This window comes from Brevundimonas sp. T2-11 (assembly GCF_055397675.1).
Map to the genome: position 1 here is coordinate 1,021,465 of NZ_AP027920.1, position 24,655 is coordinate 1,046,119.

At 67.9% G+C, this 24,655-nt stretch carries 24 protein-coding genes and 1 tRNA gene; 10 read left to right on the forward strand and 15 right to left on the reverse strand.

What is annotated here, in order from left to right; genetic code table 11:
- Positions 1–4 precede the first annotated feature (4 nt).
- Positions 5–1,261: a hydrolase gene (locus ACZ5XO_RS05070; protein ID WP_464164220.1), complete on the reverse strand. Its 1,257-nt coding sequence runs from the start codon at positions 1,259–1,261 to the stop codon at positions 5–7.
- Between the two features lie 117 nt (positions 1,262–1,378).
- Between ACZ5XO_RS05070 and ACZ5XO_RS05075 the strand changes: the two genes are divergently transcribed.
- From ACZ5XO_RS05075 to arsC, 3 genes are read left to right on the forward strand one after another with little or no spacing between them, the layout of a single operon-like run.
- Positions 1,379–1,852: a hypothetical protein gene (locus ACZ5XO_RS05075; RefSeq protein ID WP_464164221.1), complete on the forward strand. Its 474-nt coding sequence runs from the start codon at positions 1,379–1,381 to the stop codon at positions 1,850–1,852.
- A gap of 23 nt (positions 1,853–1,875) precedes the next feature.
- Positions 1,876–2,412: a hypothetical protein gene (locus ACZ5XO_RS05080; RefSeq protein WP_464164222.1), complete on the forward strand. Its 537-nt coding sequence runs from the start codon at positions 1,876–1,878 to the stop codon at positions 2,410–2,412.
- Positions 2,412–2,753: an arsenate reductase (glutaredoxin) gene (gene arsC / locus ACZ5XO_RS05085; protein ID WP_464164223.1), complete on the forward strand. Its 342-nt coding sequence runs from the start codon at positions 2,412–2,414 to the stop codon at positions 2,751–2,753. The genes ACZ5XO_RS05080 and arsC overlap by 1 nt, the downstream gene beginning before the upstream one ends.
- 61 nt (positions 2,754–2,814) lie before the next feature.
- On the opposite strand, the gene ACZ5XO_RS05090 is transcribed toward arsC, so the two are convergent.
- From ACZ5XO_RS05090 to ACZ5XO_RS05105, 4 genes are all read right to left on the reverse strand, one after another.
- Positions 2,815–7,047 carry a translocation/assembly module TamB domain-containing protein gene (locus ACZ5XO_RS05090; protein WP_464164224.1) on the reverse strand — a complete coding sequence of 1,411 codons (4,233 nt, stop codon included), beginning with the start codon at positions 7,045–7,047 and terminating at the stop codon, positions 2,815–2,817.
- Positions 7,044–8,813, reverse strand: a complete 1,770-nt coding sequence (locus ACZ5XO_RS05095) for an autotransporter assembly complex protein TamA (protein WP_464164861.1) — start codon at positions 8,811–8,813, stop codon at positions 7,044–7,046. Before ACZ5XO_RS05095 ends, ACZ5XO_RS05090 begins: the two co-directional genes overlap by 4 nt.
- A 91-nt stretch (positions 8,814–8,904) precedes the next feature.
- Positions 8,905–9,183 (reverse strand): hypothetical protein, encoded by a 279-nt coding sequence (locus ACZ5XO_RS05100; protein ID WP_464164225.1) that lies wholly within the window; start codon positions 9,181–9,183, stop codon positions 8,905–8,907.
- Between the two features lie 98 nt (positions 9,184–9,281).
- Positions 9,282–10,388, reverse strand: a complete 1,107-nt coding sequence (locus tag ACZ5XO_RS05105) for a CaiB/BaiF CoA transferase family protein (protein WP_464164226.1) — start codon at positions 10,386–10,388, stop codon at positions 9,282–9,284.
- 211 nt (positions 10,389–10,599) lie between these two features.
- On the opposite strand from ACZ5XO_RS05105, the gene ACZ5XO_RS05110 reads away from it, so the two are divergent.
- Positions 10,600–10,676 (forward strand) — tRNA-Lys (locus tag ACZ5XO_RS05110).
- 215 nt (positions 10,677–10,891) lie between these two features.
- On the forward strand, positions 10,892–11,458 hold the full coding sequence (locus ACZ5XO_RS05115; RefSeq protein WP_464164227.1) for a hypothetical protein: 567 nt from the start codon (positions 10,892–10,894) through the stop codon (positions 11,456–11,458).
- Here ACZ5XO_RS05115 and tgt read toward each other — a convergent pair.
- Genes tgt through queA form a run of 3 tightly spaced genes read right to left on the reverse strand, consistent with a single transcriptional unit; the run spans position 11,455 to position 14,146 of the window.
- Positions 11,455–12,570, reverse strand: a complete 1,116-nt coding sequence (gene tgt / locus ACZ5XO_RS05120; protein ID WP_464164228.1) for a tRNA guanosine(34) transglycosylase Tgt — start codon at positions 12,568–12,570, stop codon at positions 11,455–11,457. The two genes, ACZ5XO_RS05115 and tgt, sit on opposite strands and share 4 nt — an antisense overlap.
- A gap of 20 nt (positions 12,571–12,590) precedes the next feature.
- Positions 12,591–13,058, reverse strand: coding sequence for a hypothetical protein (locus ACZ5XO_RS05125; protein ID WP_464164229.1), 468 nt, complete (start codon positions 13,056–13,058; stop codon positions 12,591–12,593).
- A complete protein-coding gene (gene queA / locus ACZ5XO_RS05130; RefSeq protein ID WP_464164230.1) occupies positions 13,055–14,146 on the reverse strand; it encodes a tRNA preQ1(34) S-adenosylmethionine ribosyltransferase-isomerase QueA in 1,092 nt (363 codons plus the stop codon). Before queA ends, ACZ5XO_RS05125 begins: the two co-directional genes overlap by 4 nt.
- 107 nt (positions 14,147–14,253) lie before the next feature.
- On the opposite strand from queA, the gene ACZ5XO_RS05135 reads away from it, so the two are divergent.
- From ACZ5XO_RS05135 to ACZ5XO_RS05145, 3 genes are all read left to right on the forward strand, one after another.
- Positions 14,254–14,712, forward strand: a complete 459-nt coding sequence (locus tag ACZ5XO_RS05135) for a MaoC family dehydratase (protein ID WP_464164231.1) — start codon at positions 14,254–14,256, stop codon at positions 14,710–14,712.
- A gap of 49 nt (positions 14,713–14,761) precedes the next feature.
- Positions 14,762–16,432: a lysine--tRNA ligase gene (locus tag ACZ5XO_RS05140; RefSeq protein ID WP_464164232.1), complete on the forward strand. Its 1,671-nt coding sequence runs from the start codon at positions 14,762–14,764 to the stop codon at positions 16,430–16,432.
- Between the two features lie 221 nt (positions 16,433–16,653).
- Entirely contained in the window at positions 16,654–17,133 is a 480-nt protein-coding gene (locus tag ACZ5XO_RS05145) for an SH3 domain-containing protein (RefSeq protein WP_464164233.1), read from the forward strand.
- 113 nt (positions 17,134–17,246) lie between these two features.
- Here the strand turns inward: ACZ5XO_RS05145 and ACZ5XO_RS05150 are convergent, their stop codons facing one another.
- The 6 genes from ACZ5XO_RS05150 to ACZ5XO_RS05175 all read right to left on the reverse strand — a co-directional run bounded on the left by ACZ5XO_RS05150 (position 17,247) and on the right by ACZ5XO_RS05175 (position 21,561).
- Entirely contained in the window at positions 17,247–17,882 is a 636-nt protein-coding gene (locus ACZ5XO_RS05150; RefSeq protein ID WP_464164234.1) for a S24 family peptidase, read from the reverse strand.
- Positions 17,883–17,919: 37 nt separating this feature from the next.
- Positions 17,920–18,354 carry a hypothetical protein gene (locus ACZ5XO_RS05155; protein WP_464164235.1) on the reverse strand — a complete coding sequence of 145 codons (435 nt, stop codon included), beginning with the start codon at positions 18,352–18,354 and terminating at the stop codon, positions 17,920–17,922.
- A gap of 91 nt (positions 18,355–18,445) precedes the next feature.
- Positions 18,446–18,793: a hypothetical protein gene (locus ACZ5XO_RS05160; protein ID WP_464164236.1), complete on the reverse strand. Its 348-nt coding sequence runs from the start codon at positions 18,791–18,793 to the stop codon at positions 18,446–18,448.
- A gap of 113 nt (positions 18,794–18,906) precedes the next feature.
- Positions 18,907–19,320, reverse strand: a complete 414-nt coding sequence (locus tag ACZ5XO_RS05165) for a PaaI family thioesterase (RefSeq protein WP_464164237.1) — start codon at positions 19,318–19,320, stop codon at positions 18,907–18,909.
- Positions 19,317–19,799: a PaaI family thioesterase gene (locus ACZ5XO_RS05170; RefSeq protein WP_464164238.1), complete on the reverse strand. Its 483-nt coding sequence runs from the start codon at positions 19,797–19,799 to the stop codon at positions 19,317–19,319. The genes ACZ5XO_RS05165 and ACZ5XO_RS05170 overlap by 4 nt, the downstream gene beginning before the upstream one ends.
- A 145-nt stretch (positions 19,800–19,944) precedes the next feature.
- Positions 19,945–21,561, reverse strand: a complete 1,617-nt coding sequence (locus ACZ5XO_RS05175) for a response regulator (RefSeq protein WP_464164239.1) — start codon at positions 21,559–21,561, stop codon at positions 19,945–19,947.
- A gap of 207 nt (positions 21,562–21,768) precedes the next feature.
- On the opposite strand from ACZ5XO_RS05175, the gene queC reads away from it, so the two are divergent.
- Both queC and queE read left to right on the forward strand, forming a co-directional pair.
- Positions 21,769–22,488, forward strand: a complete 720-nt coding sequence (gene queC / locus ACZ5XO_RS05180) for a 7-cyano-7-deazaguanine synthase QueC (RefSeq protein WP_464164240.1) — start codon at positions 21,769–21,771, stop codon at positions 22,486–22,488.
- Positions 22,485–23,120 carry a 7-carboxy-7-deazaguanine synthase gene (gene queE / locus ACZ5XO_RS05185; protein ID WP_464164241.1) on the forward strand — a complete coding sequence of 212 codons (636 nt, stop codon included), beginning with the start codon at positions 22,485–22,487 and terminating at the stop codon, positions 23,118–23,120. Before queC ends, queE begins: the two co-directional genes overlap by 4 nt.
- A gap of 837 nt (positions 23,121–23,957) precedes the next feature.
- Here the strand turns inward: queE and ACZ5XO_RS05190 are convergent.
- Positions 23,958–24,578, reverse strand: a complete 621-nt coding sequence (locus tag ACZ5XO_RS05190; RefSeq protein WP_464164242.1) for a DJ-1/PfpI family protein — start codon at positions 24,576–24,578, stop codon at positions 23,958–23,960.
- Between the last annotated feature and the right edge of the window lie 77 nt (positions 24,579–24,655).

Sequence of the window (24,655 nt, forward strand, 5' to 3'; positions counted from 1 at the left end):
GCGGTTACATGGTCTCCAGTCGGAGCTGTTTCAGTTTGAGGGCGTCGATCTCGCCCGAGGCGATCTTGCACAGGATGAGCGCGGACAGCTGCGCCCGTTCGACGAAGCTGGCGGGCCAGGCGAACTCTTGATCCGAGTGGATCTCGCCGCCCACGACGCCCAGGGTGTCGACATTGGGCAGGCCCGCGGCGTGCAGGTTGTTGCCCTCGCAGACGCCGCCCGAGGGTTTCCAGGCGATAGTCTGGCCTAGCAGGTCGCCCGCGTCACGCACGGCGTGGAAGAGGGCGGTCTGGCTGGCGTCCATCGGCTTGGGCGCGCGGGTCATGCCGCCGTGCAGGTCCAGGGTCAGGCCGGGGAAGGGGGGCTCGGCGGCGAGGGCGCGCACGGTCTGGTCGATCCAGGCGGCGCTCTGGGCGTCAGGCACGCGGACGTTGAAGCGGATCACGGCGTTGTCGGCGACGACGTTCAGCGGCCCGCCGCCGGCGATTTTGGCCACGTTGACGGTGACGCCCTCGCGCTGGCCGTTCAGGCCGTGCAGGCGGGCGGCGATGATGGCGGCGCCGGCGACGGCGTTGGCGCCCTCGTGGAAGGCGCGGCCCGCGTGGGCGGCCTTGCCGGTGACGATCAGGTGGAAGTTGCCGCTGCCCTTGCGTTCGCCGGCCAGGGTCCCGTCGGACAGGGCCGGTTCATAGGTCAGGCCGACATGGCCGCGCGCGCCCAGTTCCGCCAGCAGGGGGGCCGAGGCGGGCGAGCCGATCTCTTCGTCGGGGCTGAGCAGCACGGTCCAGCCGACGCGGCCCTTGTCCGGGTGGGTTTCGAAGGCTTCGAGCGCGGCCAGCATGACGCTGATCCCGCCCTTCATGTCGGCGATTCCGGGGCCGTTCAGGGCCCCGTCGTCGCGGGTGACGACGGTCTGGAAGGCGCTGTCGGCGGGGAAGACGGTGTCGTAGTGGCCGGTCAGGACGACCTGAAGCGGGGCTTCGGGGCGGGCAGTGATTTTCAGGCAGTCGGCGTAGCTCTCGGCGATCACCGCGCCGCTGTCGGCGACGGTGGTGGAGCCTTGGGTCGGTACGCGCTCGACCGTCGCCGTTTCGAAAGCGGCGCGCGCCGTGGCGTCCAGAACGTCGAGTACCCGCGCCAGGCCTTCGGCGTGGCGGCTGCCTGAGTTGATGTTGGACCAGTCGACGGCGCGCTGGACAATGGCGTCGCCTTGGGCCGCGACGTGATCGAGCACGGCCTGATCTTGAGGTTCGATCCGCATAACGACGACACTAGACGGGGGCAGGACAAAGGTGAAGGCGGGGCGGTTTCTCGCTTACCGGCTTGGGAAAACGGGGGCGCGCGGGATAGGTTTGCCGCCGCAGTCGAGGAGTCGCGCATGAACCGTCGTTTCAGCTTCCCCAACCCGTTCGGACCTGTCGATTCGGGGGCGAGGGCGGAGGCGATGGCTCGCCTCAGCGCGACGGCGTTCTGGCTGTGGGCGGCGGCGGGTCTGCTGCAGGCGGGGCTGGTCTGGTACGCCTCGGACGCCAGCTACGCCGAGTTCCGGGGCGCGACGACGGGTTTCGCGATCGTCTTCGCCCTGATCGCCGCGGGACTGGGTTGGGCGCAATGGCGTCGGCCCAATCGCATCCTGCCGGTCTTCGGCCTGGCCTGGGCCCTGTATGAGCTGAGCTCCACCGGCGTCAGCCTGCTGGTCGGGGCGCCGATGGGCGTGGCGGGCGTGCCGGCCTGGGGCGGGATGATCGCGGCGGCGGCCATGCTGGCCTGCGCGGTTCTGCACGTCGGCGGCCTGCGCGGTGCGGCGGGGCGGGGGCGACTTGCCACGGCGCCGCTTGCCTCTAAGAGGTAGGGTCTGACAGCCGGGGGGCGATGATGAACCAGAATGTGAAATTGTGGCTGCGTGCGGCCAATCCCTTCACGCCGCCGCGCGGCATGGCCGAGGCGCGGAGGGCGGCGCGGGTGGGAGCGGTGGCCTTGGGGATCGAGACGCTGGCGTCTGCGATCTCGAGTATTCGAACCATGGCTGATCCCGGCTACATGCGGGACTTGATGTCGCAGCAGTTCGCGCAGATGCAAATACCGGCCAAGGAACTCGAGTTCCAAATGGCGATATTCGATGCGATGCGACCCATGATGGCGATGCTCAGCCTCGCGGTGGTCGTGCTGATGGCCACGGTCGCTGTGGTGCAATGGCGGCAGATGACACGCAGTATTCCCATCGCCATGCTGCTGTTTGGCGCCTACTCCATCGTGACGACGATCGGTGTGCTGGCGTTCGGGTTCTTTCCGAAAGGCGCAATGGACGGCTGGGCGATGTTTAGTTGGGCGCTCTTCGCTATTCTTTCGCTGCCCGTGATCGCGTCCTATCGAGGCGCGACCGCCCTGGAAAAACTGAAACGGACCTACTGATGACCGTCACCATCTTCCACAATCCGAAATGCTCGACCTCGCGCAAGGCGCTGGAGTTGCTGCAGGAAAAGGGCGTTCAGCCGGTGGTGGTCGAATATCTGAAGACCGGCTGGGATGCGGCGACGCTGGACCGGCTGGCCAGGGAGACGGGCGTCGGTCTGGCGGGGATGCTGCGCAAGCGTGAGGCCAGGACGGGCGAACTGCTGGCGAGCGGGGCCTCGGACGACGTCATCCGCGCGGCCATGATCGCCGAGCCGGTCCTGGTCGAGCGACCCATCGTCCAGAGCGACAAGGGCGCCCGCATCGGACGGCCGGTCGAGAGCATTCTGGACCTTCTATAGGTTGAATACCGAGCTTTAGGCTCAATCCTCCCCCGCTTTGCAGGGGAGGATCGGCATTGGCTTAGCGGCTGCGATTCCGCCGCTGGCCGGGGCGGTCGCCGCCGGGACGGTCGCTTTCGCGGCGCCAGCGAACGGACAGGCTGGCGTCGCCTTCGCCGCCGAACTTGGAGCTGACCGCCAGATTGCGGCGGACCTGCCATTCGACGTTGACCGCCGCCCCGCCTTCGCCGCCGCCGATGATCTCCAGATAGACGTCGTCGGTGATGTAGCGGCCGCCGGCGACCGTCAGGCTGGAGGCCTCGCCGCCGAAGGACAGGCGGTCCAGACCCGCCAGTTCGCGCAGGTTGCCGATCACGTCGAAGCCGCCGCCGCCGGCGAGAGAGGCCACGGCCGAGGCCAGCTGGGCCGCTTCAAAGCCTGACAGTTGCGAGGCGGAACGGCCGAACAGGACCTGAGACAGGATTTCGTCCTGGGGCAGGGAGGGGGTCGAGGTCAGTTCGATCTTGGGCTGGGCCGCGGTGCCGGTGACCTTGATGGCGGCCGTCAGGGCCGGGTCTTCGCGAACAGCCGCCAGGTTCAGACGGATCCGCGCCGGATCGGTCGACAGGGTCACCGAGCCGCTGTCGTCGAAGACGAAGCGCTTGCCCGCGAACTCGTAATCGCCGCGCACGACGTTGGCGGTTCCGGTCAGCAGAGGCTGGGCGATGGTGCCGCGCACGCGGGCGTTGGCCGTCAGCTCGACATTCAGACCGCGTCCGCGCACGTGGATCTCGCGCCCGGTCAGGTTGAGGTTCAGACCGATCTGGGGGCCGCGCGCGCGGGTCTCGGTCTCGACCGGATCGCCGCCGGGGCGGTTGACCTCGACCACATCCATTTTCACCACGCCGTTGGAGCCCGGCAGGTTGGGAGAGATGTTCGCATCGTCGATGTCCAGGTCGCCGCTCAGCTGGATATTGCCGTCAGCGCCCCGCACAGCCGTGATCACGCCGTTGGCGCGGGCTTCCGCGATGTCATTGTCGATGACGCGGAACCGGGTCAGCTCCAGCCGCAGGGTGGAGCCCGAGCCCTGGCGCAGGCCCAGATTGCCGTTGCCGGTCACCGTGCCCTTGGCGCCGTCGGCCGCCTCGAAGCGTTCGATGACGGCCTGGCTGTCGTCGAAGCGGCTGGCCAGGGTCACGCTTTCAAGCCGCAGACCCGTGACGCTGTCGCGGAAGGCACCCTGGGTCAGATCCATCCGACCGTTCAGTCGCGGCTCGTTCAGCGTGCCGGCCAGGGTGGCGCGCGCCGCGACCTGACCGGACAAGGATTGGGCGCCGCCCAGGAACAGGTCCCAGATAGGCTGGATCTGGCCATTGATGGCGATCTGGCCCGACATGTCGCGCGTGCGGGCGACAGCCAGTCGCAGCGGCGCGGCCGAGGCCTCGACCGGCAGGCTGACGTCGGCCGAGGCCTGAACCGCCGTGCCGTCATTGGCCTGGGCCCGGATGCGCAGGACATTGTCGGTCAGATCGGCGCTCAGGGCGCCGTCCACGGCCAGGCCGCGCGGCGCGTCGATGCTGCGCAGCTGTTTCAGATCGACGTTGGCCGAGCCGTTCAGGGTGTCGCCCGAGCCTTGCAACGAAACGCGGCCGGTGATCTGGCCGCGCAGGTCGGGCGCCAGGGAGCCCATTTCGACATTGGTCAGGTCGGCCTGGATGGCGCTGCCCTGCTTGTCCTGACGCAGTTCGCCGGAGAGGACGCCGCCGCCGACGCCGAGATCGACACGGACCACGCGACCGTCGCCGTTCAGGGCGATGATGGCGGGCGCGCGGGTGGTGAAGGCGACCTCGCGCACGCGGCCGCCGCCGCGCAGGGTGACGGACTGGGCGGGCCCCTGACGCGAATATTCGCCCGTGCCGTTGAACTGGATCGGGGTGGCGCCGCCGACATCGGCGGACAGGGTGAAGGGCAGGCGCTCCAGCGTGCCCTGGCCCTTGAGCGACAGGTTGCGAACGACCCAGGTCGAACCGGCGAGGCGGACGTTGCGGCCGGTGACGTCCAGAACGGCGCTCTGATCGCCGCCGCCGTCGGTCAGGCGGACCCGGCCATTGGCCTCGCCGGATGCGAGGAAGGCGCCCTGACGCGCGGTGAAGGTCAGGTCGGCGCTGGAAGGATAGTTGTTGGACAGGGCGACGGCGCCCTGGGCCGTGACGCCGCCGGCGTTGAGGTCCACTTCGGTCAGGCGGATCTGCTTGCCGCCGAGGAAGAAGTTCCCCGAGGCGCGCGCCGGGCCATAGTTGGAGCCCGCGTTGACGACGACCCGGCCGTCCGAAGAGTCCGTCCCCTTGCGGAAGCTGAGGATCAGGTCGGCGTTGGTCAGGACCAGGCCGCCGGCCGCCACCTTGTCGAAGGCGGCGCGCAGGTCGGCGCGAGGCTGGGCCAGGGTGCCGGTCAGGGCGCCGTCGCCGGTCATGGCGCCGTCGATGGCCACGGGGCCGACGCCGAACGGTCCGCGTGCGTCCCAGTCCAGGGCCAGACGCATCTTGCCGCCCTCGATCAGTCCCTTGGCGCCCATGCGGCCGGCGGCGCCGGTCAGTTCGCTGCTGTCGATGGACAGGACGCCGTGGTTCCACGATCCGACGGCCTTGAGACGCGGGGTCTGGCCCAGAAGGCGATCCAGTTCCTCCATGCCGATGGCCATGCCCGAGCCGCGCCCGTCGAAGCTGAGCGTCCACGGCGTGTTTCCGCGCGCCTTGCCCGCCTGGATCGGGCCCTTGAACGAGCCGCGCGCGCCGGGACGGATGCGCGAGATGTCGGTGATGTCGGCCTCGCCGCGGAAGCTGAGGCCGCCGGTGATGCTGCGTCCGCCCGAGCCGGTCAGGGTCAGGGCCTGGCCGCGACCGTCGATCTTCTTCAGCACATAGGCGCCGTCGGTGGTGCGCGAGCCCTGCAGTTGAACCCGCGGTGTCGCGCCCAGAAGCGCGCCGATGACGCCGGCGGTCGAGCCGCCGACCGCGCGGGCGTCGGTGGTGATGTCGAACTGACCCTTGTTCACGGCGATGTCGAGCGGGCCCGAGATGCGGGCGGCGCGGTAGCTGGCCAGGTCGGCGTTCTGGAGACTGGCCGAACCCTGCAGGGTCCAGGTCCTGGCGTCGCCCTTGAAGACGCCGGTGTAGGTGGTCGCTTCGGCCAGGGTGAAACCGACCAGGCGGGTCAGCGACGGCGTGGTGATTGTCAGGTTGACGCCGTCAGGCGCGGTGCGGTCCTTGAGGCGGATCAGGCCGCGCGCTTGGGACTGGATGTTGTCGGCGCTGAGGGTCCAGGCGACGCCCTGGAAGCCCTCGCGGGTCCTGTCCGGCGTGGTGGCGAAACCGAAGCGGGCGGTGCGCCCGATGCGCTCGACGAAGGGGGTCAGCAGGTCCGAGCCCGAGAAGTCGGCGGCGCCGCCGATGCGCGCCCCGTCCTCGCCGTAGCGGCCCTTGACCGACAGGGGGATGAAGTCGCCGGTCTTGACCTCGACGTTGACGATCTCGCCGTTGACCACGGCGACGGCCGAGAAGGGCCTGTCCGGGGAGTAGCCCAGGGCTCCGGCGATGGGGCCGCCCTGGGCCTCGCTGGCGCGCAGGTTGACGCGCAGGTCTTCGGGCTTTTTGCCGATGACGGCCTTGAGCAGAAGATGGTCGCCCTTGCGGTTCAGGCTGAAGGCGTCGACGTTGACCACCTTGTCGCCCTTGCGGGGGATCTCGGCGTCGCCGCTCAGGGTCCAGCGACCATATTCCTTGGAGAAGTCCTCCATCAGTTCGACGTTGGCGCGGAACCTGTCGATGTCGACGGTGATGGCCTGGGGGCCGCCTGGCTCGGTGCGAGGCTCCAGCAGGGGACGACGGATGAGGCGGATCTGGTCGGCGCTGATTTCGCTGGCGTGGAAGCGGCGCATCAGCAGGGGCCAGTAGGACCAGTCTACGCGGACATTGGTCGCCTCCAGCCAGACGCCGTTCTGGTCCGTGACCGTGACGCGCTCCAAGGAGAAGTCGTCGAACAGGTCGCCCTTGAGACCCTCGACGTTGATGCGGCCATAGCGGCTGATCTTCTTGCCCGCGACGAAGCTGGTGATCAGCTCGCGTCCGGAATCCGAGACCAGATACATCCGTCCGCCGATCGCGAGGACGATGGTCAGGGCCAGCAGGACGGCGACCACGACGCCGCTGACGAAGGCGATCAGTTGCAGGCGCGTGCGCTTGCGCTTTTCCGCCCTGGCCGGGGTCTCGGCGGCGGCGTCCGCTTCGGATTCGTGAGGCGGGGGAGTGTCGGTCAAAACGCCTGGCCGATGCTGATGTAGAGCTGGAAGTTGGAATCACCCTCGCGCTTGTTCAGCGGGACGGCGATGTCGGCGCGCACCGGCCCGAACGGCAGCTTGTAGCGAACGCCGACGCCCGCGCCGTAGCGCATGTTGGTGAGGTTGGGCGTTTCCTGGAAGCCGATGGCGCCGGCGTCGACGAAGGCGACGGCCTGGAACTTGGCGCCGATGTCCCGACGGACTTCCAGCGAGGTCTCGAACAGCGACAGGCCGCCGCGCGGGGTGTTGTCGGGCAGGCGCGGGTTGATGCTCTGATAGGAGTAGCCGCGCACCGAGCCGCCGCCGCCGGAATAGAAGAGGCGGTCCGAAGGCACGGTCAGTTCCTCGCCGCCGATGATGGAGCCGATGCGCGCGCGACCGGCCAGAACGGTTTTGGCGCCGTCCTGCAGGGGCAGATAGGCGGTGGCCTGGCCCTCGGTCTTGAGGAACAGGACCGTGTCCTCGCCGGCCACCGCGGTCGGTTGGGCGGAGACGTAGAGACGGAAGCCGCGCGTGGGATCCAGAGGATCGTTCGAACGGTCCATGAAGGCGATGGCGCGACCGGTGACGATGGCCAGGTCCCGGTCGAAGGTGATCGGCGCCTGGGTCACGGGATCGAAGCGGTTCTCGGTGTACTGACCCGCATCGACGCCCAGGCCGTAGGTGAAGAAGGAGGTCTTCCCGATGCGCTGGGACAGGTCGGCGTTCAGCGTGATGGCGCTGCGATCATAGGCGTCGGTCTGTTCATTGACGACGTAGGACGACAGTTTCAGCGTCCGGCCAGGACGACGGAAGTGCGGCAGGGACCATTCGGCGCCGATGCGGCTGTCGATGCTGGCGATCCGGGCTCCGTATTTCAGGGTGTCAGCGCGACCGAACCGGTTGAAGCGGGTCTGGAAGACATCGACGCCCGCTCCTTCGGCCGTGGAATAGGTGGCGCCAGCTTCCAGCAGGCGGCGCGGCCGATCAGAGAGGCCGACGACGACGGGGCGCAAGCCCTCGGGCGTGGTCTGATCCTGGGGCGCCAGCGAGACGTTGACGCCGTCGTAGACGCCCGTGTCCAGCAGACGGCGTTCCAGTTCGGCGACGTCCTCGGGATCATAGCGGTCCCCGGCCGTCCAAGGCGCCAGGCCCGCGACCCAGGCGGGATTGGTCGGGCCGCGCGTCCGGACCTGCAGGCCGTCAAGACGCACCAGTGCGCCCGAGGCGATATTGAAGGTGGGCTGGACCGTGAAGTCGGCGTGATCCACCACCACGCGACGAGGCTCGGCCTTGGCGTCGGCATAGCCCTCGCGGGTCAGTCCCGCCACGACGCGGCCTTCAGCCGCCAGGATGTCGGCGGCGCGACCGGGCTCGCCGGGCCGCAGGGCCAGATCCTTGCGCACGACCTCTTCCGTTACGGCGTCGGGGGCGGGCGCGCTCCAGTTGATCCGGGTGTCGCCCAGGGCGAAGCGCCGGCCCGGGGTGATCGTCACCACGGCGACCGGCGCGTCCTCGCCCTCGACATCGTCCTGGAGGGTCGGTTGATAATAGCCCTCGGAACGCAACAGGGCCTCGGCCGCCTCCATGGCGCCGCGCGCGCGCCGCCGGGCTTCAAAGCGGTTGGCCGGGGCGGCGTCGGCGCGACCGACGGCCTGCTCCAGCTGACGACGCAGTTCGGCGTCCACCTCGCCGCGAATCTGGGCCTTGGGCACATCCGCGAGGACAGGGCCGCAAGCGATCCACAGCGCCAGTCCGCCAAGCAGGGGGGCGGCGAGAGGAAGATGAGGCCTCGACGTCAAACTGGAGCCTTGTTCAGAGCGTGGCGAGCGGCGCGAGGCCGTGATCTCGGCGGAATCAGTAGAACAGCGTATCGCTTTCAGGCTGGACCGTCTGTTCCGAGGTGCGGTTTTCCGGCGGGAGGGCGTCCACCGGCGGCGGGGCGTCGGTGGGGATGGGCGCTTCGGCCACGGCGGGGGCGGCCGAGTCTTCGGCCGCCGGCGCAACCGGCTCTTCGGTCTGGATTTCGACCGCCTCGTAGTCGCTCTCCTGATGCGGTTGGTCGCAGGAAGCGAGGAGGGCGGCGGCGCCGAGGCCGGCCGCCAGCAGCAAACGTTTTACAATCAACTGGTTCATCTGAGTTTCTTCCCCCTGTTGGGGTGGCAAACGCCGTGTGGGGCGCTGGGTTCCTGTCCCCTTGTTGACCGAAGGAAAATGAACCGCAACTGAACCTTTTACGTCACGCGCGGCGATGTGGGCTCGCTCCAGCCGTCCAGGGCCTGATCCAGGGGGCGGACGGGGCGTTCGGCGCTGACCGAAGCGGTCGCGACGGCAAAGCGGGGGGCAGGCGCGGGTTGGATGATTCCGGCCTCGACAAAGGTCCCTCGCGCCCGGTTGTGCGGGTGATCCGCCGCTTCGCCCAGGGTCAGGACCGGGGTGACGCAGGCCTCGGTTCCGGCGAAACGGGCGGCCCAGTCGTCACGGTCGCGCGCGGCGAACAGGGCGGCGAAGCGGGCCTGCAAGGCGGGCCAGTTCTCGCGATCAAACTGCGGCGCCTCATCCGGCGTCAGGCCCAGACCCTGGATGAGGGCGGCGTAGAAGCGCGGTTCCAGCGCCCCCACGGCGACGAAGCCGCCGTCACGACAGGCGTAGCAGCGATAGAAGGGCGCGCCGCCGTCCAGCAGGTTGGCGCCGCGCCGGTCGCTCCAAAGGCCGCGCGCGCGCAGGGCGTGAAACAGGCTGGTCAGCAGGGCGGAGCCGTCGGTCATGGCGGCGTCCACGACGCGCCCGCGTCCGGTGGTCTTGGCCTCCAGCAGGGCCGCCAGAACGCCGCTGACCAACATCATGGCCCCGCCGCCGTAGTCGCCGACCAGGTTCAGGGGCGGGGAAGGGGGGCGGTCGGCCGCGCCCATCGGATGGAGCGCGCCGGACAGGGCGATGTAGTTGATGTCATGGCCGACCTGATCCGCCATCGGTCCGGTCTGGCCCCAACCGGTGACGCGGCCATAGACCAGGCGCGGATTGCGCGCGGCGCAGACCTCGGGGCCGAGGCCCAGGCGCTCCATGACGCCAGGGCGGAAGCCCTCGATCAGGGCGTCGGCGCTTTCGATCAGGGCCAGGACCTTGTCGCGGTCCTCGGGTGATTTCAGGTCGACCGGAACAGCCGTGCGCCCGCGGTGCAGGACTTCGCCGCCGACATCGTCGAACACGGCGGCGGGGGCGTTTCCGCCGCGCGTCAGACGCACCACCTCCGCCCCCATGTCGGCCAGCACCATGCCGGCGAAGGTGACCGGCCCCAGGCCGTCGATTTCGATAATGCGCAGTCCGGCCAGAGGTCCCATGGCGCGAAGCTAAGGCGGAACGGCCGGGCGACGCCAGCCTGTTTCAGGCGACGGGGATAACCAGGGTCCGTACGATTTCCTCACAAAATGCGCATCTACCCGCGCTGCGGCCCTTGACCTCCATCCGCGAATGAACCAGAAACCGCCTCCGCAAACAGGCGCTGCGCCTGTCGGCGGGAAACCAATCCAAGTGGTTGATTTCAAAGAGTGTGCGCCCCTAGCTCAGTTGGTTAGAGCATCTGACTTTTAATCAGAGGGTCCTCGGTTCGAGCCCGAGGGGGCGTACCATCTCCCTTCTCCCCAGTTTAGATATCGGCGCCGAGAGTCTCGGGTCTTGCGGATGCTTGTCGCGCAGGCTGTCTTCGAGGCCCGTCAGCTTGTGGTCCAGCAAGGTGACGTGGCGGGTTTGACGCCGCGCCGGTGCAGTCGTCCGCTGATCCGCCAGGGCGCGACGTGCAAGCCTACGGCTTGGCTTGGGCGGGGGCCTCATGATCTAAGGGGGCATGCGCTTTCTTGCTCTTTCCGTCGTCGCCGCGTCCCTGATCCTGGCTGGCTGTAACGCCGGCGCCTCGGCGCGTGGGGGCGCGGAGCAGGTGGGGGCCGGGTTGGGCGACGCGGTGACGGCGCCTTTGGACGACCTGAACCTGCGCCGTCAGATGATCCCCACCGTCCTGCTGCAGGCCGAGAGCAATCCCTATGATCTGCGCAATCTGAATCACTGTCAGACCATCGCCGCCGAGATCGCGCGGCTGGACGAGGCCCTGGGACCGGACACGGATGCGCCGCCGTCGCAGGACGGCTCCTATGTGAGCGAGCGGGCGGCGGATGCGGCGGCGGGCGCCACGCTGGACGCGGTGCGGGGCGCGGTCACGGACTTCATCCCGGCGCGCAGCTGGGTGCGCCGTCTGAGCGGGGCGGACGCCCACAGCAAGCACGTGCAGTCGGCCATTCAGGCGGGGCTGCGCCGCCGGTCCTTCCTGAAGGGCGTGGGGATGCAGCGCAACTGCGCCCCGCCGGCGGCCCCGGCGGGGTTCGTCCCCCGCCAGACCCGTAATCAGGCCCGCAACTAGGCCTTCAGGTGCCGGGCGCGGAAGTCGCGCCGGAACTGCTCGAACCGGCCTTCGCTGATGGCCTCGCGCATGGCCGCCGTCAGGGCCTGGAAGAAGGCGATGTTGTGCCAGCTGAGCAGCACCTTGCCGAGAATCTCGTCGGCGCGGATCAGGTGGTGCAGGTAGGCCTTTGAATAGTCGTTGGAGGCGGGGCAGGGCACGCCCATGTCCAGCGGGTCCTGATCCTCGGCGAAGCGGGCGTTCTTGATGTTGATCGGCCCGTCCCAGGTCCAGGCCTGGCCGTGGCGCCCGGCGCGGGTCGGCAGGACGCAATCGAACATGTCGACGCCGCGATAAACCGCCTCGACCAGATCGATCGGCTTGCCGACGCCCATCAGGTAGCGGGGGCGGTCTTTCGGCAGGAACTCGGGGGCGAAGTCCAGAACCTCGCACATGGCCTCGTGGCCCTCGCCGACGGCCAGGCCGCCGATGGCGTAGCCGTCGAAGCCGATCTCCTGCAGGCGTTCCGAGGATTCACGGCGCAGGTTCTCATAGGTCGAGCCCTGCTGGATGCCGAACAGGGCCTGGGTGTCGCGCGTGCCGAAGGCGTTTTTCGAGCGCAGCGCCCAGCGGGCCGACAGCTCCATGCCCTGACGGGCGCGCTTTTCCTCGGCGGGCCAGGCGACGCATTCGTCCAGCTGCATGACGATGTCGGAGCCCAGGCGGTCGGCCTGGATCTGGATCGAGCGTTCCGGCGTCAGGACGTGTTTCGACCCGTCGATGTGGCTGGAGAAGGTCACGGCCTCCTCGGTCAGCTTGGAGATGCCGGACAGGCTCATGACCTGGAAGCCGCCGGAGTCCGTCAGGATCGGCTTGTCCCAGCGCATGAAGTTGTGGAGGCCGCCCAGGCGCTCCATCCGCTCCGGTCCGGGACGCAGCATCAGGTGATAGGTGTTGCCCAGGATGATGTCCGCGCCGGTCTGCCTGACCTGATCCACCGTCATCGCCTTGACCGTGGCGGCGGTGCCGACGGGCATGAAGGCCGGGGTGCGGATGTCGCCGCGCGGGGTCTTCAGAACGCCGGTGCGGGCGCGGCCTTCGACAGCGGAAATTTCAAACGGGAAGGGCAACAAAAACTCCGGGGAGAGGCAGGCTAGAGCAGGCTTTCCAGCATTTCGGCGCGCTGCAGGTCCTTGGGGCGGCCGAACAGGCGGCAGGTTTCGATCTGCTCGTTGATCGAGGGCGTGAAGACGGTGAAGTCCTCCAGCGCGATCGGCACGCGGGTCGAGAAGGTGACCGGGACCCAGTCGCCGCCGGCGCGCACGTCCATGTTGGCCATGACGTCCAGGGGCACGGGCGTCGTCAGGATCTGGCCGAAGACCTGGGAGCGGAACAGGCCCTCGCCCGGATCCTCGACCACCTGGCCATGCAGGGCCTCGATCAGGCGACGAGCGTCCCTGGGGCTGGCCATGATGTCTATGTCGGGCGCGCGCCAGTCGCGAAGGCCCCACAAGGTCATGGCGGCGCCGCCGAAGATCCACCACGGATCCTGCATCTCGCTCGCCGCCGAGGCGAGGATGTCCAGAGCGGCGGATAGATCTTCGGGCAGATCGTCGGTCATGCGTCCTTCCTGAACAGCAGGCTTCCGTCGCCATAAGAATAGAAGCGGTAGCCGCTGTCGATGGCGTGGGCGTAGGCGGCGCGCATGGTGTCCAGCCCGGCGAAGGCGCTGACCAGCATGAAGAGGGTTGATTTCGGCAGGTGGAAGTTGGTCATCAGCACGTCGCAGGCGCGGAAGCGGTAGCCGGGCGTGATGAAGATGGCGGTGTCGCCGTGGAAGGGCTGGACCACGCCATCCTCGGTCGTGGCGCTTTCCAGCAGGCGAAGCGAGGTGGTGCCGACGCAGACGATGCGGCCGCCGGCGGCGCGGACGGCGTTCAGGGCGGCGGCGGTCTGTTCCGAGACTTCGCCCCACTCGCTGTGCATCCTGTGGTCGGCGGTGTCGTCGGCCTTGACCGGCAGGAAGGTGCCGGCGCCGACGTGCAGGGTCACGGCGTGCGTGCTGACCCCGCGCGCGCGGATCGCGTCCAGCAGAGCCGGGGTGAAGTGCAGGCCCGCCGTGGGCGCGGCGACCGAGCCGTCATAGGTGGCGAAGACCGTCTGGTAGTCCTTCAGGTCGCGGTCGTCCTCGGGCCGCTTGGCCGCGATATAGGGGGGCAGGGGCATGACCCCGACGTCGCGGATGGCGTCGTCCAGCGCCGGGCCGGCCAGGTCGAACCGCAGGGTGATCAGGCCGTCGTCGTTCTTGGCCTCGATGACAGCGTCGAGGCGGCCCAGTTCGCAGGCGCCGTCAGCCTGTCGCCCGAAGCGCACCCGGTCGCCGACCTTCAGCCGCTTGCCCGGCTTCATGAAGGCGGACCAGACGTCGGGGGCGTCACGGTGATGCAAGGTGGCTTCGACCTCGACGGTCAGGGTCTCGCCCTCGGGGCCGACCCGCTGGCGCACGCCTGACAGGCGGGCGGGAATGACCCGCGTATCGTTGAACACCAGGGCGTCGCCGGGCTGCAGGAAGTCCGGCAGGTCGCGGATGATGCGGTCGTCCAGGGCGCCGTCCCTGACCACCAGCAGGCGCGCGGAATCGCGCGGCTCGGCGGGGCGCAGCGCGATGCAGTCATCGGGCAGGTCGAAGTCGAAATCGGAGGTCAGCATGAAGACGGGCAAAGGCCATGCCCGCGCCGCCGGGTCAAGGCGCACGGCGGTTGGCCTGTCTGTGCGAAGCGACTATCTGATCCGCAGTTCGCATGAAGGAAGACGACATGACCGATCGCTATCTGGACGACCTGAGCGTCGGCGAGAGCTGGACGGGCGAGCCCTTCACCATGACGGAGGACGAGATCGTCGCCTTCGCGACCCAGTTCGACCCCCAGCCCATGCACGTGGACAAGGCGGCGGCCGAGGCGGGGCGGTTCGGCGGTCTGATCGCCAGCGGCTGGCATGTCTGTTCCCGCGTCATGCGCCAGTTCGTGGACGAGGCCTATTTCGGCCAGACGCCGCTGCTGGGCATGAACGTCGACGCCCTGTGGTGGGTGCGGCCGGTGCGGCCCGGCGACACCCTGACGGTCCGGCGCGAGATCATGGACATCCGCCCGTCGAAGAGCCAGCCCGACCGGGGCGTGGTCCGCACCAAGACCTGGGTCACCAATCAGGACGGCGACCTGGCCATGAGCTTCGAGAACCAGATGCAACTGCCGCGGAACGCCGAAGCGCGGCTCTGATCCGCCCGCCGCGGTTGACCGCGCGCGTTCAAGGCTTCAAAGCCCCTTCATGCTTCAGAACCTTGAAACCCTGTCCCGTGAGGCCCGTTCGTGGCCGTTTGAGCAAGCGCGCAATCTGCTGGCCCACGTGCTCAAGAAACGGCTGTCGGACGCGGAGCGCGATGCGGCCAAGCTGCTGATCGACGCGGGCAAGACGGACGAGGCTCTGGCGACCTTCGAGGCGCTGAACCGGCCGGTGATCCTGGAGACGGGTTACGGCCCGTCCGGCCTGCCGCACATGGGCACGTTCGGCGAGGTGGCGCGCACGACCATGGTGCGCAACGCCTTCCGCGCCCTGACCGGCGACCACTGGCGCACGCGCCTGATCGCCTTCTCGGACGACATGGACGGCCTGCGCAAGGTGCCCGAGGGGGTGCCAAACCCGGAGATGCTGCGCGAGGACCTGCACCTGCCGCTGACCAGGGTGCGCGACCCGTTCGGCACGCACGACAGCTTCGGCGCGCACAACAACGCCCGTCTGCGCGCCTTCCTCGACAGCTTTGGCTTTGACTATGAGTTCATGTCCTCGACCGAGACCTATCGGTCGGGTCGGTTCGACGCGACCCTGCTGACCCTGCTGGAACGCTTCGACAAGGTCATGGGCATCATGCTGCCGACCCTGGGCGAAGAGCGCCGCGCCACCTATTCGCCCTTCTTGCCGGTCAGCCCGATCACGGGCCATGTGCTGCAGGTGCCGACGCTGGAGCGTAACGTCGAGCGCGGCACCATCGTCTTCGACGATCCTGCCGGCGGCCGTACCGAGGTGCCCGTCACCGGCGGCCATGTGAAGCTGCAGTGGAAGCCCGACTGGGCCATGCGCTGGACGGCGCTGGACGTCGACTACGAGATGTCGGGCAAGGACCTGATCGAGAGCGTGCGCGAGAGCGGCAAGATCTGTCGCGCTCTGGGCGGCACGCCGCCGGAAGGCTTCAACTACGAGCTCTTCCTCGACGTCGAAGGCAAGAAGATCTCCAAGTCCAAGGGCAACGGCCTGACGATGGAGGAGTGGCTGCGCTACGGCACGCCCGAGAGCCTGAGCTGGTACATGTTCCAATCGCCGAAGTCGGCCAAAAGCCTGCACTTCAACGTCATTCCGCGCGCGACGGACGACTATCTGTCCTTCATCGAGCAGTTCAAGACGCAGGAACCGGCCAAGCAGATCGACAACGCCGTCTGGCACATTCACTCGGGCCAGCCGCCCGAGAGCGCCTCGCCGGTGTCCTTCGCCCTGCTGCTGAACCTGGTGGGGGTGGCCAACGCCTCCAGCAAGGATCAGCTGTGGGCCTATTTCGCCAAATACCTGCCGGACGCCACGCCTGAGAACGAGCCCGTGCTGGATCGGCTGATGGGCTATGCGCTGAACTACTACGAGGACTTCGTGAAGCCCTCGAAGACCTATCGTCTGCCCGACGACAAGGAGAAGGCGGCTCTGCTGGACCTGGCCGGACGTCTGAAGGCCCTGCCGACCGACACGACCGACGGCGAGATCATCCAGGGCGAGGTCTATGCGGTGGGCAAGGCGCACGAGTTCGAGCCGCTGCGGGCCTGGTTCCAGGCGCTCTACGAGGTGCTGCTGGGCGCATCCCAGGGGCCGCGCTTCGGGTCGTTCGCGGCCATCTATGGTCTGTCGCAGACCATCGCCCTGATCGAGGCCGGGGCGAACGGCGAACTGGCCGCCTGATCGAGAATGGAGCCGCCGCGGGAAACCTCGGCGGCTTTTTCTTTGGGCGTATCGGCCTCAAGCAGCGCGAAGGGCGGTAGGCCAACGCCTAGGGGCCTCAAGTAGCGCGAAGCGCGGTAGGCCCTAACAAACATGAACCGAAAATAACGGCGAGGCCGGGGGAGCCTTCAGCTTCGCTGGCGCATTCTCCTCCCCACGACACTCGATGACAGGAGAGAGACATGTCGAAATTCTTCAAGGCGGGTCTGGCCGCCACCGCAATGTTCGCCGCTCTGGGTTCGGCCGCCGTGCCGATGACCGCCAGCGCCATGCCGCAAGCCAACGGCGTCACCAACTGTGACGCGCCGGGCGGCCGTCAGCGCGCCGGCGCCGCCATCGGCGCCGTGCTGGGCGGCCTGGCCGGCAGCCAGGTGTCCAAGAACGAGCGCGCCCTCGGCGCCGTGGTCGGCGCGGGCGCCGGCGCCGCCGCCGGTTCCTACATCGGCTGCAACCAGCAGCGCGCGCGTTCGGCCAACCAGGCGGCGGCCAACTCCTACCGCGCCACCTCGAACCTGCGCATCCGCACGGGTCCGGGCACGAACTATCGTCAGGCAGGCACTCTGTCGGCCGGCCAGCCCTTCACGGCCGTGGGTTCGCAGGGCGAGTGGGTCCAGATCGCCGGCGGCGGCTGGGTGAACGCCCACTACGTCGCGCCGAACTAAGGGCCTGAAAGCCTGATTCAAGGGGCCGTCTCGAAAGGGGCGGCTCCTTTTCTTTGGGCGCTATCGGCCAGTCGGCCTGCTTGAGCGCGGCTTCGTGCGCCGCCGGCCTTGGGCTACTGACTGACCCAGAGAATACGGGCCATCCACAGGATGTCGCGGCGGGGCAGGGCGCGGGGCGGATAGGCGGGGTTGATCGAGACCAGATTCACCTCGGCGACGTTCATGGCGGCGATCTCCTTGGCCAGGGTTTCGCCGCCGGTGGTGCGCACCGCCACCCGGTCGCCGCGTCGGACGTCGGACGCCTCCAGATCCACGATGACGCGGTCGCCGGGGCGATAGAGGGGGGCCATGGAATCCCCGTCGATGGTCAGGCTGATCAGGCTGTCCTTGCGCGTCGGCAGGTCGGTCTGGTCCCAGCCCTCAGCCAGGGGCAGGCCCGCGTCGTCGAAGAAGCCGTCGTCGCCCGCCCTGGCCAGGCCCAGCAGGGGAATGGCGTGGTCCTGCGGCGGGGCGTCGTCGGCCAGGGCCGCGAAGGCACCGAGTGATATACCCGTGGCCTCCAGCACGCGGGTCAGGCTCTCGGTCGAGGGCCAGCGCGGACGGGGCGGTTCACCCGGACCGAAGCGCTTGGAGGGATTGAAGCTGGTGGCGTCCAGGCCTGCCCGGCGCGCCAGGCCCGACGGCGAGGCGCCTTCACGACGCGCCAGGGCGTCGAGGGCCTTCCAGAGCTTGGCGTGGGACAGGGGCATGGCCCCGAAGCTATCGCCAGGCGATAGGAATATCCACCTATTCCGCGTCCTGGCCGATGGCGCGGCGTTCCTGCCAGGCCCAGAAGGTGCCGATGGCGATGGACAGCATGATGCCGTAACCGGTCATGTTGACGACGGTGTAGAAGGCCGAGATCGGCGGGCTCAGATTGAACATCACCATGATGTGGCTGGTCACCGCCAGAAGCTGCAGGGCGCAAGCCCATACGGGCCAGGAGCGCGGCGCCTTCCAGACCATGGCGCTGAAGATGATCAGAACCACGACGTCGATGGCGAAGACGCCCCATTGCACGCCGAAATAGCTGCCCGAGGTCTGGGCCATCAAGGAGGCGAACCAGGCGAACAGATAGGCGCCGGCGCCGATCTTTTCGGGCTCACCGCCCTTGAGAAAGGCGAAGAGGCCGACAAGGACCATGAAGCCTGCGCCGACATAGCCAGCAATGGTTTCCAGCAATGAAAGCCCCCATCGTCATCGTGACAATGAGGGCCAACATACATCAAGATTATGGGGAACCGGAGAGCCGTTCCCCCATATTACGTGGAATTCACGCGACGCGCAGGTGACGGTCCTGACGGGTCATCGGGCGGTTGTCCCACTCATCGGGCTTGTTCAGCGGGCCGGCGGCGTAGACGCCGTAGCCGAGGCGACGGTGATCTTTTTCCAGTTCGGCGTGGCAGGCCACCACGGCGTCGCGGGCGGTGCTGAGGGCGGCGATGGCTTCGATGGCCTTGGCCTGCGACGCGGCGCCGGAAACAGCCGAGATCGAAAGGGCGGCGCGGGCCCCGATCATCGACTGCACAAGAGCGGTGGCGTGGGCGATCGCATCATCCACGGCCTTTTCGGTGGCGTACAGTTCGCCAGCGACGCCAGCGATCACTTCGGTGCGGTCCATGACTCTAACCCCTCGGTTAAGAAATACCTTCGTTTCTTAACGCGTATTAAGGGTGTTTGGTAGAGATTTATTTACCAAGGGTTACGTTCATGCCCTGGTTGTGGTCGCCAACCTTAGATTGTTTCCATGCCATCCATGGCGCCATCCAGCAGGAAGTGGGCGGTCAGGGTCGCGATCGGTTGGCGCCGTTCTTCCTGCCAGGCTTCGGCCACGACGTGGGCGACGCGCCGTCCGGCCTTGTTGATTCGGGCCTGGGCGAAGACGTCGACCGGCTTGCCCGAGCGAAGATAGGCCACCGTGACATTGATCGGGCGGGGCAGGCGCAGGCGCGGATAGGTCAGGGACACTTGCGCGACGGCGGTCATCTCCAGCAGGGCCGCGGTGGAGCCGCCGTGCAGGGCCGGCAGCATCGGGTTGCCGATCAACCTGTCGGCAAAAGGCATGACGACGGTCAGATCGTCGCCGTTCAACTGGGTCTGGAGACCGAGGAAGCGGGCATAGGGCAGATTGTCCAGCAGGGCGGTCATGCGGAAGCTCCGGCTGAGGTTCTGGCGCGCAGATTGGCGCCGGCGCGGTGATCGCCCTCGGCGCTGATGACATAGGCGGACTGGGCGGCGGCGACCGGATCGGCGGGGTCGTCCTCGAAGGCCCAGGCGCGGACGAAGCCGATGCTGCGCGTCAGGCGATAGCAGCGCGCCTCGGCGATCAGATCCCGGCCGGGAATGGCGGCGCGCATATAGTCGACGCGCAGGTCCAGGGTGGCGATCGGCTGATAGGTCTTCAGTCCGACCCAGACCGCCAGCCCGCCGACATGATCCAGCAGGGTGGTGACCAGTCCGCCCGCCAGGACGCCGGTTTCGGGATCGCCGACCAGATCGTCGCGATAGGGAACCCGCAGGCGAACCCGGTCGCCGTCGAGCCCTTCATACCGGAACCCCAGGGCGTGGGTGTGCGCCGCGCCCGAGGCGAGTTGAGGCAGGAGGGTGGTCAGGAACTGATCCGTCATCAAGACGTCCTTTGCTAAGGGCCGTCTGCGGTCGCTCAGATCGCCGCAGCGCCTGCCTTTGGTGGCGCGCGCCGTGAAGGCTGTCCATAGCGCAAAAGCCGCCTCGACGCGTCGGGCGGCTTGACTGGCGGAAGCTGACGTGGCGTCAGGCGGCGGGGCGCTTGCGCGTCGGGGCGGCCTCGATCGCGGCGACGGAGGGGGCGGCCAGGGCGGCGTTCATCGCCATGCGCAGACGTTCCGGCTTGATCGGCTTTTCGACCACTGCGGCCATGCCGACGGCCAGATAGTGTCTGGCGTCGTCGGGATCGGCGTTGGCGGTCAGGGCGATGATGGGAATGTTGCGGCTGTCGCCGGGCAGGGCGCGAATGGCCTGGGTGGCCTGGACGCCGTCCAGACGCGGCATCTTGATGTCCATCAGGATCAGGTCGAATGCGCGGACCTGAACGGCGTCCAGCGCTTCCTGCCCGTCCTCGACGGTTTCGGAGGTGCAGCCGAACATCTCGCAAAGGGCCTGGGCCACGACGCGGTTGGTGGCGTTGTCGTCGGCGATCAGGACGTGCGGTCTGGCCTGCAGGTCCAGTTCGTCAAGACTGGAGACGTTCGACGGCTCGTCCTGTTCGATGACGGCGCGCGGGGCCGAGAGGTCGAAGGCGAAGGTGGCGCCGCGGCCGGTGTTGTTCTCGGCCCAGATTCGTCCGTTCATCTGTTCGATGACGTGGCGGCAGATCGAAAGACCCAGGCCGCCGCCGTCCGCGCCTTCGGCATGGTCGAAAAGGGCGTCCAGGCGGGCGGGGTCGATTCCGGGGCCGTCGTCGCGAACGCGGGCCTCCAGTCGGACGCGATCGCCCACAACCACGGCCTTCAGGCTGGCTTCCACCATCCCGTTGCGGGCGAATTTGAGGGCGTGGCCGATCAGGGTGTTGAAGGTCTGGGTCAGGCGCGGACCGTCGAGATCGGCGGCCAGTTCGGTGTCGCCTTCGTACCCGACCATGAGGGTGACGCCGTCCTGGGTGGCGCGGGGCGTCCACAGGGCCTGAGCATCGTCCATGACGGCGCGCAAGGGGGTCGGCGCGGACGACAGCTCCAGTTCGCCGGCTTCGGCGCGCGCCAGGTCCAGCGCGTCCTGAAGGGTGTCGAGCAGGGTCTCGGCGGAATCGATGATGGTCTGGACGTGAGCCAGGGCGGCGTCGTTCAGCGGTTGACGCAGCAGCAGTTCCGCGACGGCCAGAACGCCGTTCATCGGCGTGCGCAACTCGCCGCTCATCACGCCCATGAAGCGGCTCTTGGCGCGGGCGGCGGCCGCGGCCTGAGCTTCGGCGTCGCTGGCGGCGCGCACCTGTTCGGTCAGGTCGCGGTTCTGCTGGCGTTGAATGTCGTTGACGGCCCGCAGCAGCGCCACCGCCGTGCCCACGCCGCGATAGACGCCGTTGCGCGTGACGATGAAGCCGCGCATCAGGGCGCCGGGGCCGCTCTTCAGGATGATGTCGGAAAAGGCGTCGATCCTGACCCCGGCCTCGACCACGGCGGGCTCGGGATCCATCACGTGAGTGACTTCGCGGGCGCCGTAGAGGCTCTGGCCCAGAGGACCGGCCAGCTTCATCAGGAAGTCGCTGCGTTCGATCAGGCCCAGGGGACGATCGCCGTCGACGACGGGGATGACCAGGGTGTCCGGCTCGCGCTCGAAACGCGCAAAGACCTCGCTCGCCATGGCGGCGGCGGTCACCGGCTCTACGCGCTCGGTCAGCACTTCGATCGTCGGCATACGGCCGGCACTCCAATATGGATTTTTACATTTGGCGCTAACGCTTTGCGAAAGCGTTAAAAGGCCCCCGGGAAAATACGTAGATGACACCGATGGCGCGGCGGCCTCCTTTGCCGCGGTCGCCGGTCTGGCGTATAGGGAGGGCGGACCCTTCTTCTTTCGACCTTTTCTGGATGCGCGCGGCCGTCGGCCGACCGCAGGTTCGTCATGAGCGTTACGTCGCAAGCTTCTGAAACTACGGCCCTTGTTCTGTTCTCGGGCGGGCAGGACAGCGCCACCTGCCTGGCCTGGGCGCTGGAGCGGTATGAGCGCGTCGAGACCATCGGTTTCGACTACGGCCAGCGTCACGCGGTCGAGATGCAGGCGCGCCAGACCGTGCGCGAGCAGATGGTGAACGTCCTGCCGCAATGGGCCGACCGGCTGGGGCCGGATCACGTCGTCGATCTGACCGGCTTCGGGGCCATCGGCGAGACGGCCATGACCACGAACCGGGCCATCGAGGCCGACGCGCGCGGCCTGCCCAACACCTTCGTGCCGGGGCGCAACCTGATCTTTCTGGTCGCGGCGGCGGCCCTGGCGGATCGCCGGGGGCTGGAGGTCCTGGTCGGCGGCATGTGCGAGGCCGACTTCTCGGGCTATCCCGACTGCCGCAACGACACGATCCAGGCCATGAGCCACGCCCTGACCCTGGGGCTGGCCAAGCCGTCGCCGATCGAGACGCCGCTGATGTTCCTGACCAAGGCCGAGACCTGGGCCCTGGCCGAGCGGATCGGCGGGCGGGCGCTGGTCAGCATGATCGTGGAGGCCAGCCACACCTGCTATCTGGGCGACCGGACGCAGCGCCACGACTGGGGCTATGGCTGCGGCACCTGCCCGGCCTGCGAGCTGCGGGCGGCGGGCCACGGCGAATGGGCGGCGCGCGCATGACCTATTCGGCCAAGGAAGTCTTTCTGACGGTGCAGGGCGAGGGCGGTCAGGCCGGGCGGCCCGCCGTCTTCCTGCGCTTTGCCGGCTGCAACCTGTGGAGCGGGTTGGAGCGGGACCGCGCCACGGCCGTCTGCACCTTCTGCGACACGGATTTCGTCGGAACCAACGGCGACGGCGGCGGCAAGTTCAAGACCGCCGACCTGATGGCCGACCATGTCGCCGGGATGTGGCGGGGCCGCGAGGGCGACCCGAAACTGGTGGTCTGCACCGGTGGCGAGCCCTTGATGCAACTGGACGCCCCCCTGATCGAGGCCCTGCACGCGCGCGGGTTCGAGGTCGCCATCGAGAGCAACGGCACTCTGCTGGCACCCGAAGGCATCGACTGGGTCTGTATCAGCCCCAAGGCCGACGCCCCCGTAGTCCAGACCACGGGTCAGGAACTGAAGCTGGTCTTCCCTCAGCCCCTGGCCATGCCCGAGCGGTTCGAGGGCCTCGACTTCGAACGCTTCTGGCTGCAACCCATGGACGGCCCGGACCAGGCCGCCAACACCGCCGCCGCCATCGAATACTGCCTGACCCACCCGCAATGGCGGCTCAGCGTCCAGACGCACAAGTATATCGGGGTGCGGTAGGGGGGCGGGCCTATAGAATGTCGGTTCAGGGTGGTTAGCGAACGCTACGTCGCGGGCGGTGCCGTTCCAAGCAACTGGAGTTCTTCTCCTGATGCGACGATCTCTTCGCCATCAAAGGTTCGCAAGCCGTAGATCGGTTCTCCGGCAGGATCGGACACATGCTTTTCTGCTTGGACCACGAACACTGGTCTCAGAGAGCCGTCCTCATCATGCCAAAGCGCATATTGAGGGAGAGCGACGGGGCAGGGCTTGGCCTCCAAGCCGTCGCTTGTAGTCTGAGAGAAAACAGCATCACCCAGATCGATATCTGCCGCTGACGCTGCCCGACCTAGCAGAAAGCCGCTCGTGGGTAATGGCGGCCACGCGTTGGCTCCAACTTCATTCTGTGCGCGCTTTTTGAGCCAATACCTGAACATGCGATGATCTTCGTCCAGTCTCCCAACGTCCGCAACGGGGGCATCAATCGCTCACGATGGTCGGGAGGATCACGCCTTGGCGGTAGGCCACCTTATCCCGTTTCCATCTACCGCTTGGGCCTGAGGCGTCCAAACTGATTTGATCGCGAATGATCTCACACATGAGCAGTCCGAGACATTCGTGACGGTTGAGGCCTATGTCTCGGTCGCTTTCGACATGAAGCATTAGGCGGCGAGGGTCCGGCCCCCAGTTTCGAACTACGGCGTCATCGCCATAGTATGCGTGGATGATCTTCAGGATATACCGCTCTTCCTCGACGGTTAGAGGAGCAGGCTGTTGGAGCGGAAGTGGAGGGTGAGCCTTCGGCATAGCTTGAGGTTGCCGATGTTCATTAATGTCCGCAATGGGTCGAAAGCAGACTTAGGCCGCCAGCGTCTTCCCTTTCGTCAGGTACGGCTCCACCGCCGCCATCGCCCGCGCGACGTATTCGGCCTTCTCGCCGACGGGGGCGACGTAGTCGATGGCCTCTTCGGCGTCCTGAACCGTCGCCATACGGGCGATCATCCAGGCGGCGAGGTATTGAGAGGCGAGGCAGCCGCCCGCCGTGGCGACATTGCCGTGGGCGACGAAGGGGGCGTCCACGACATTGACGCCGGCCTCGACGACCCAGGGCTTGGTGGTCAGGTCGGTGCAGGCGGGCAGGTCGCCGATCAGGCCTAGCCTGGCCAGCAGCAGGGTTCCCGAGCACTGGGCGCCGATCAGCTGGCGCGACGGGTCCAGTTTCAGCTGTGACAGGAAGGCGGGATCGGCGGCGTAGTCGCGCGTCCTGATCCCGCTGCCGATCAGGACGGCGTCGGCCTCGGTCAGAAACTCCAGCGGCTTCTGGCGCCGGATCGTCACCCCGGCCATGGAGGTGACCTCGGGCGTGGGGCAGGTGATGTGCGCCGCCCAGTCCTGGCTCTTCATCCGGTTCAGGATGCCCGCCGCGATGAAGCTGTCCAGTTCGTTGAAGCCGTCGAGGGTCAGGATGGCGATCTGCATGGCGGGCTCGTCAGGGGGAGGGAGGCTCACCCTAGGCCGGGAACGGCGCGGGCCGACAGGGCCGGTTGGCGCGTGAG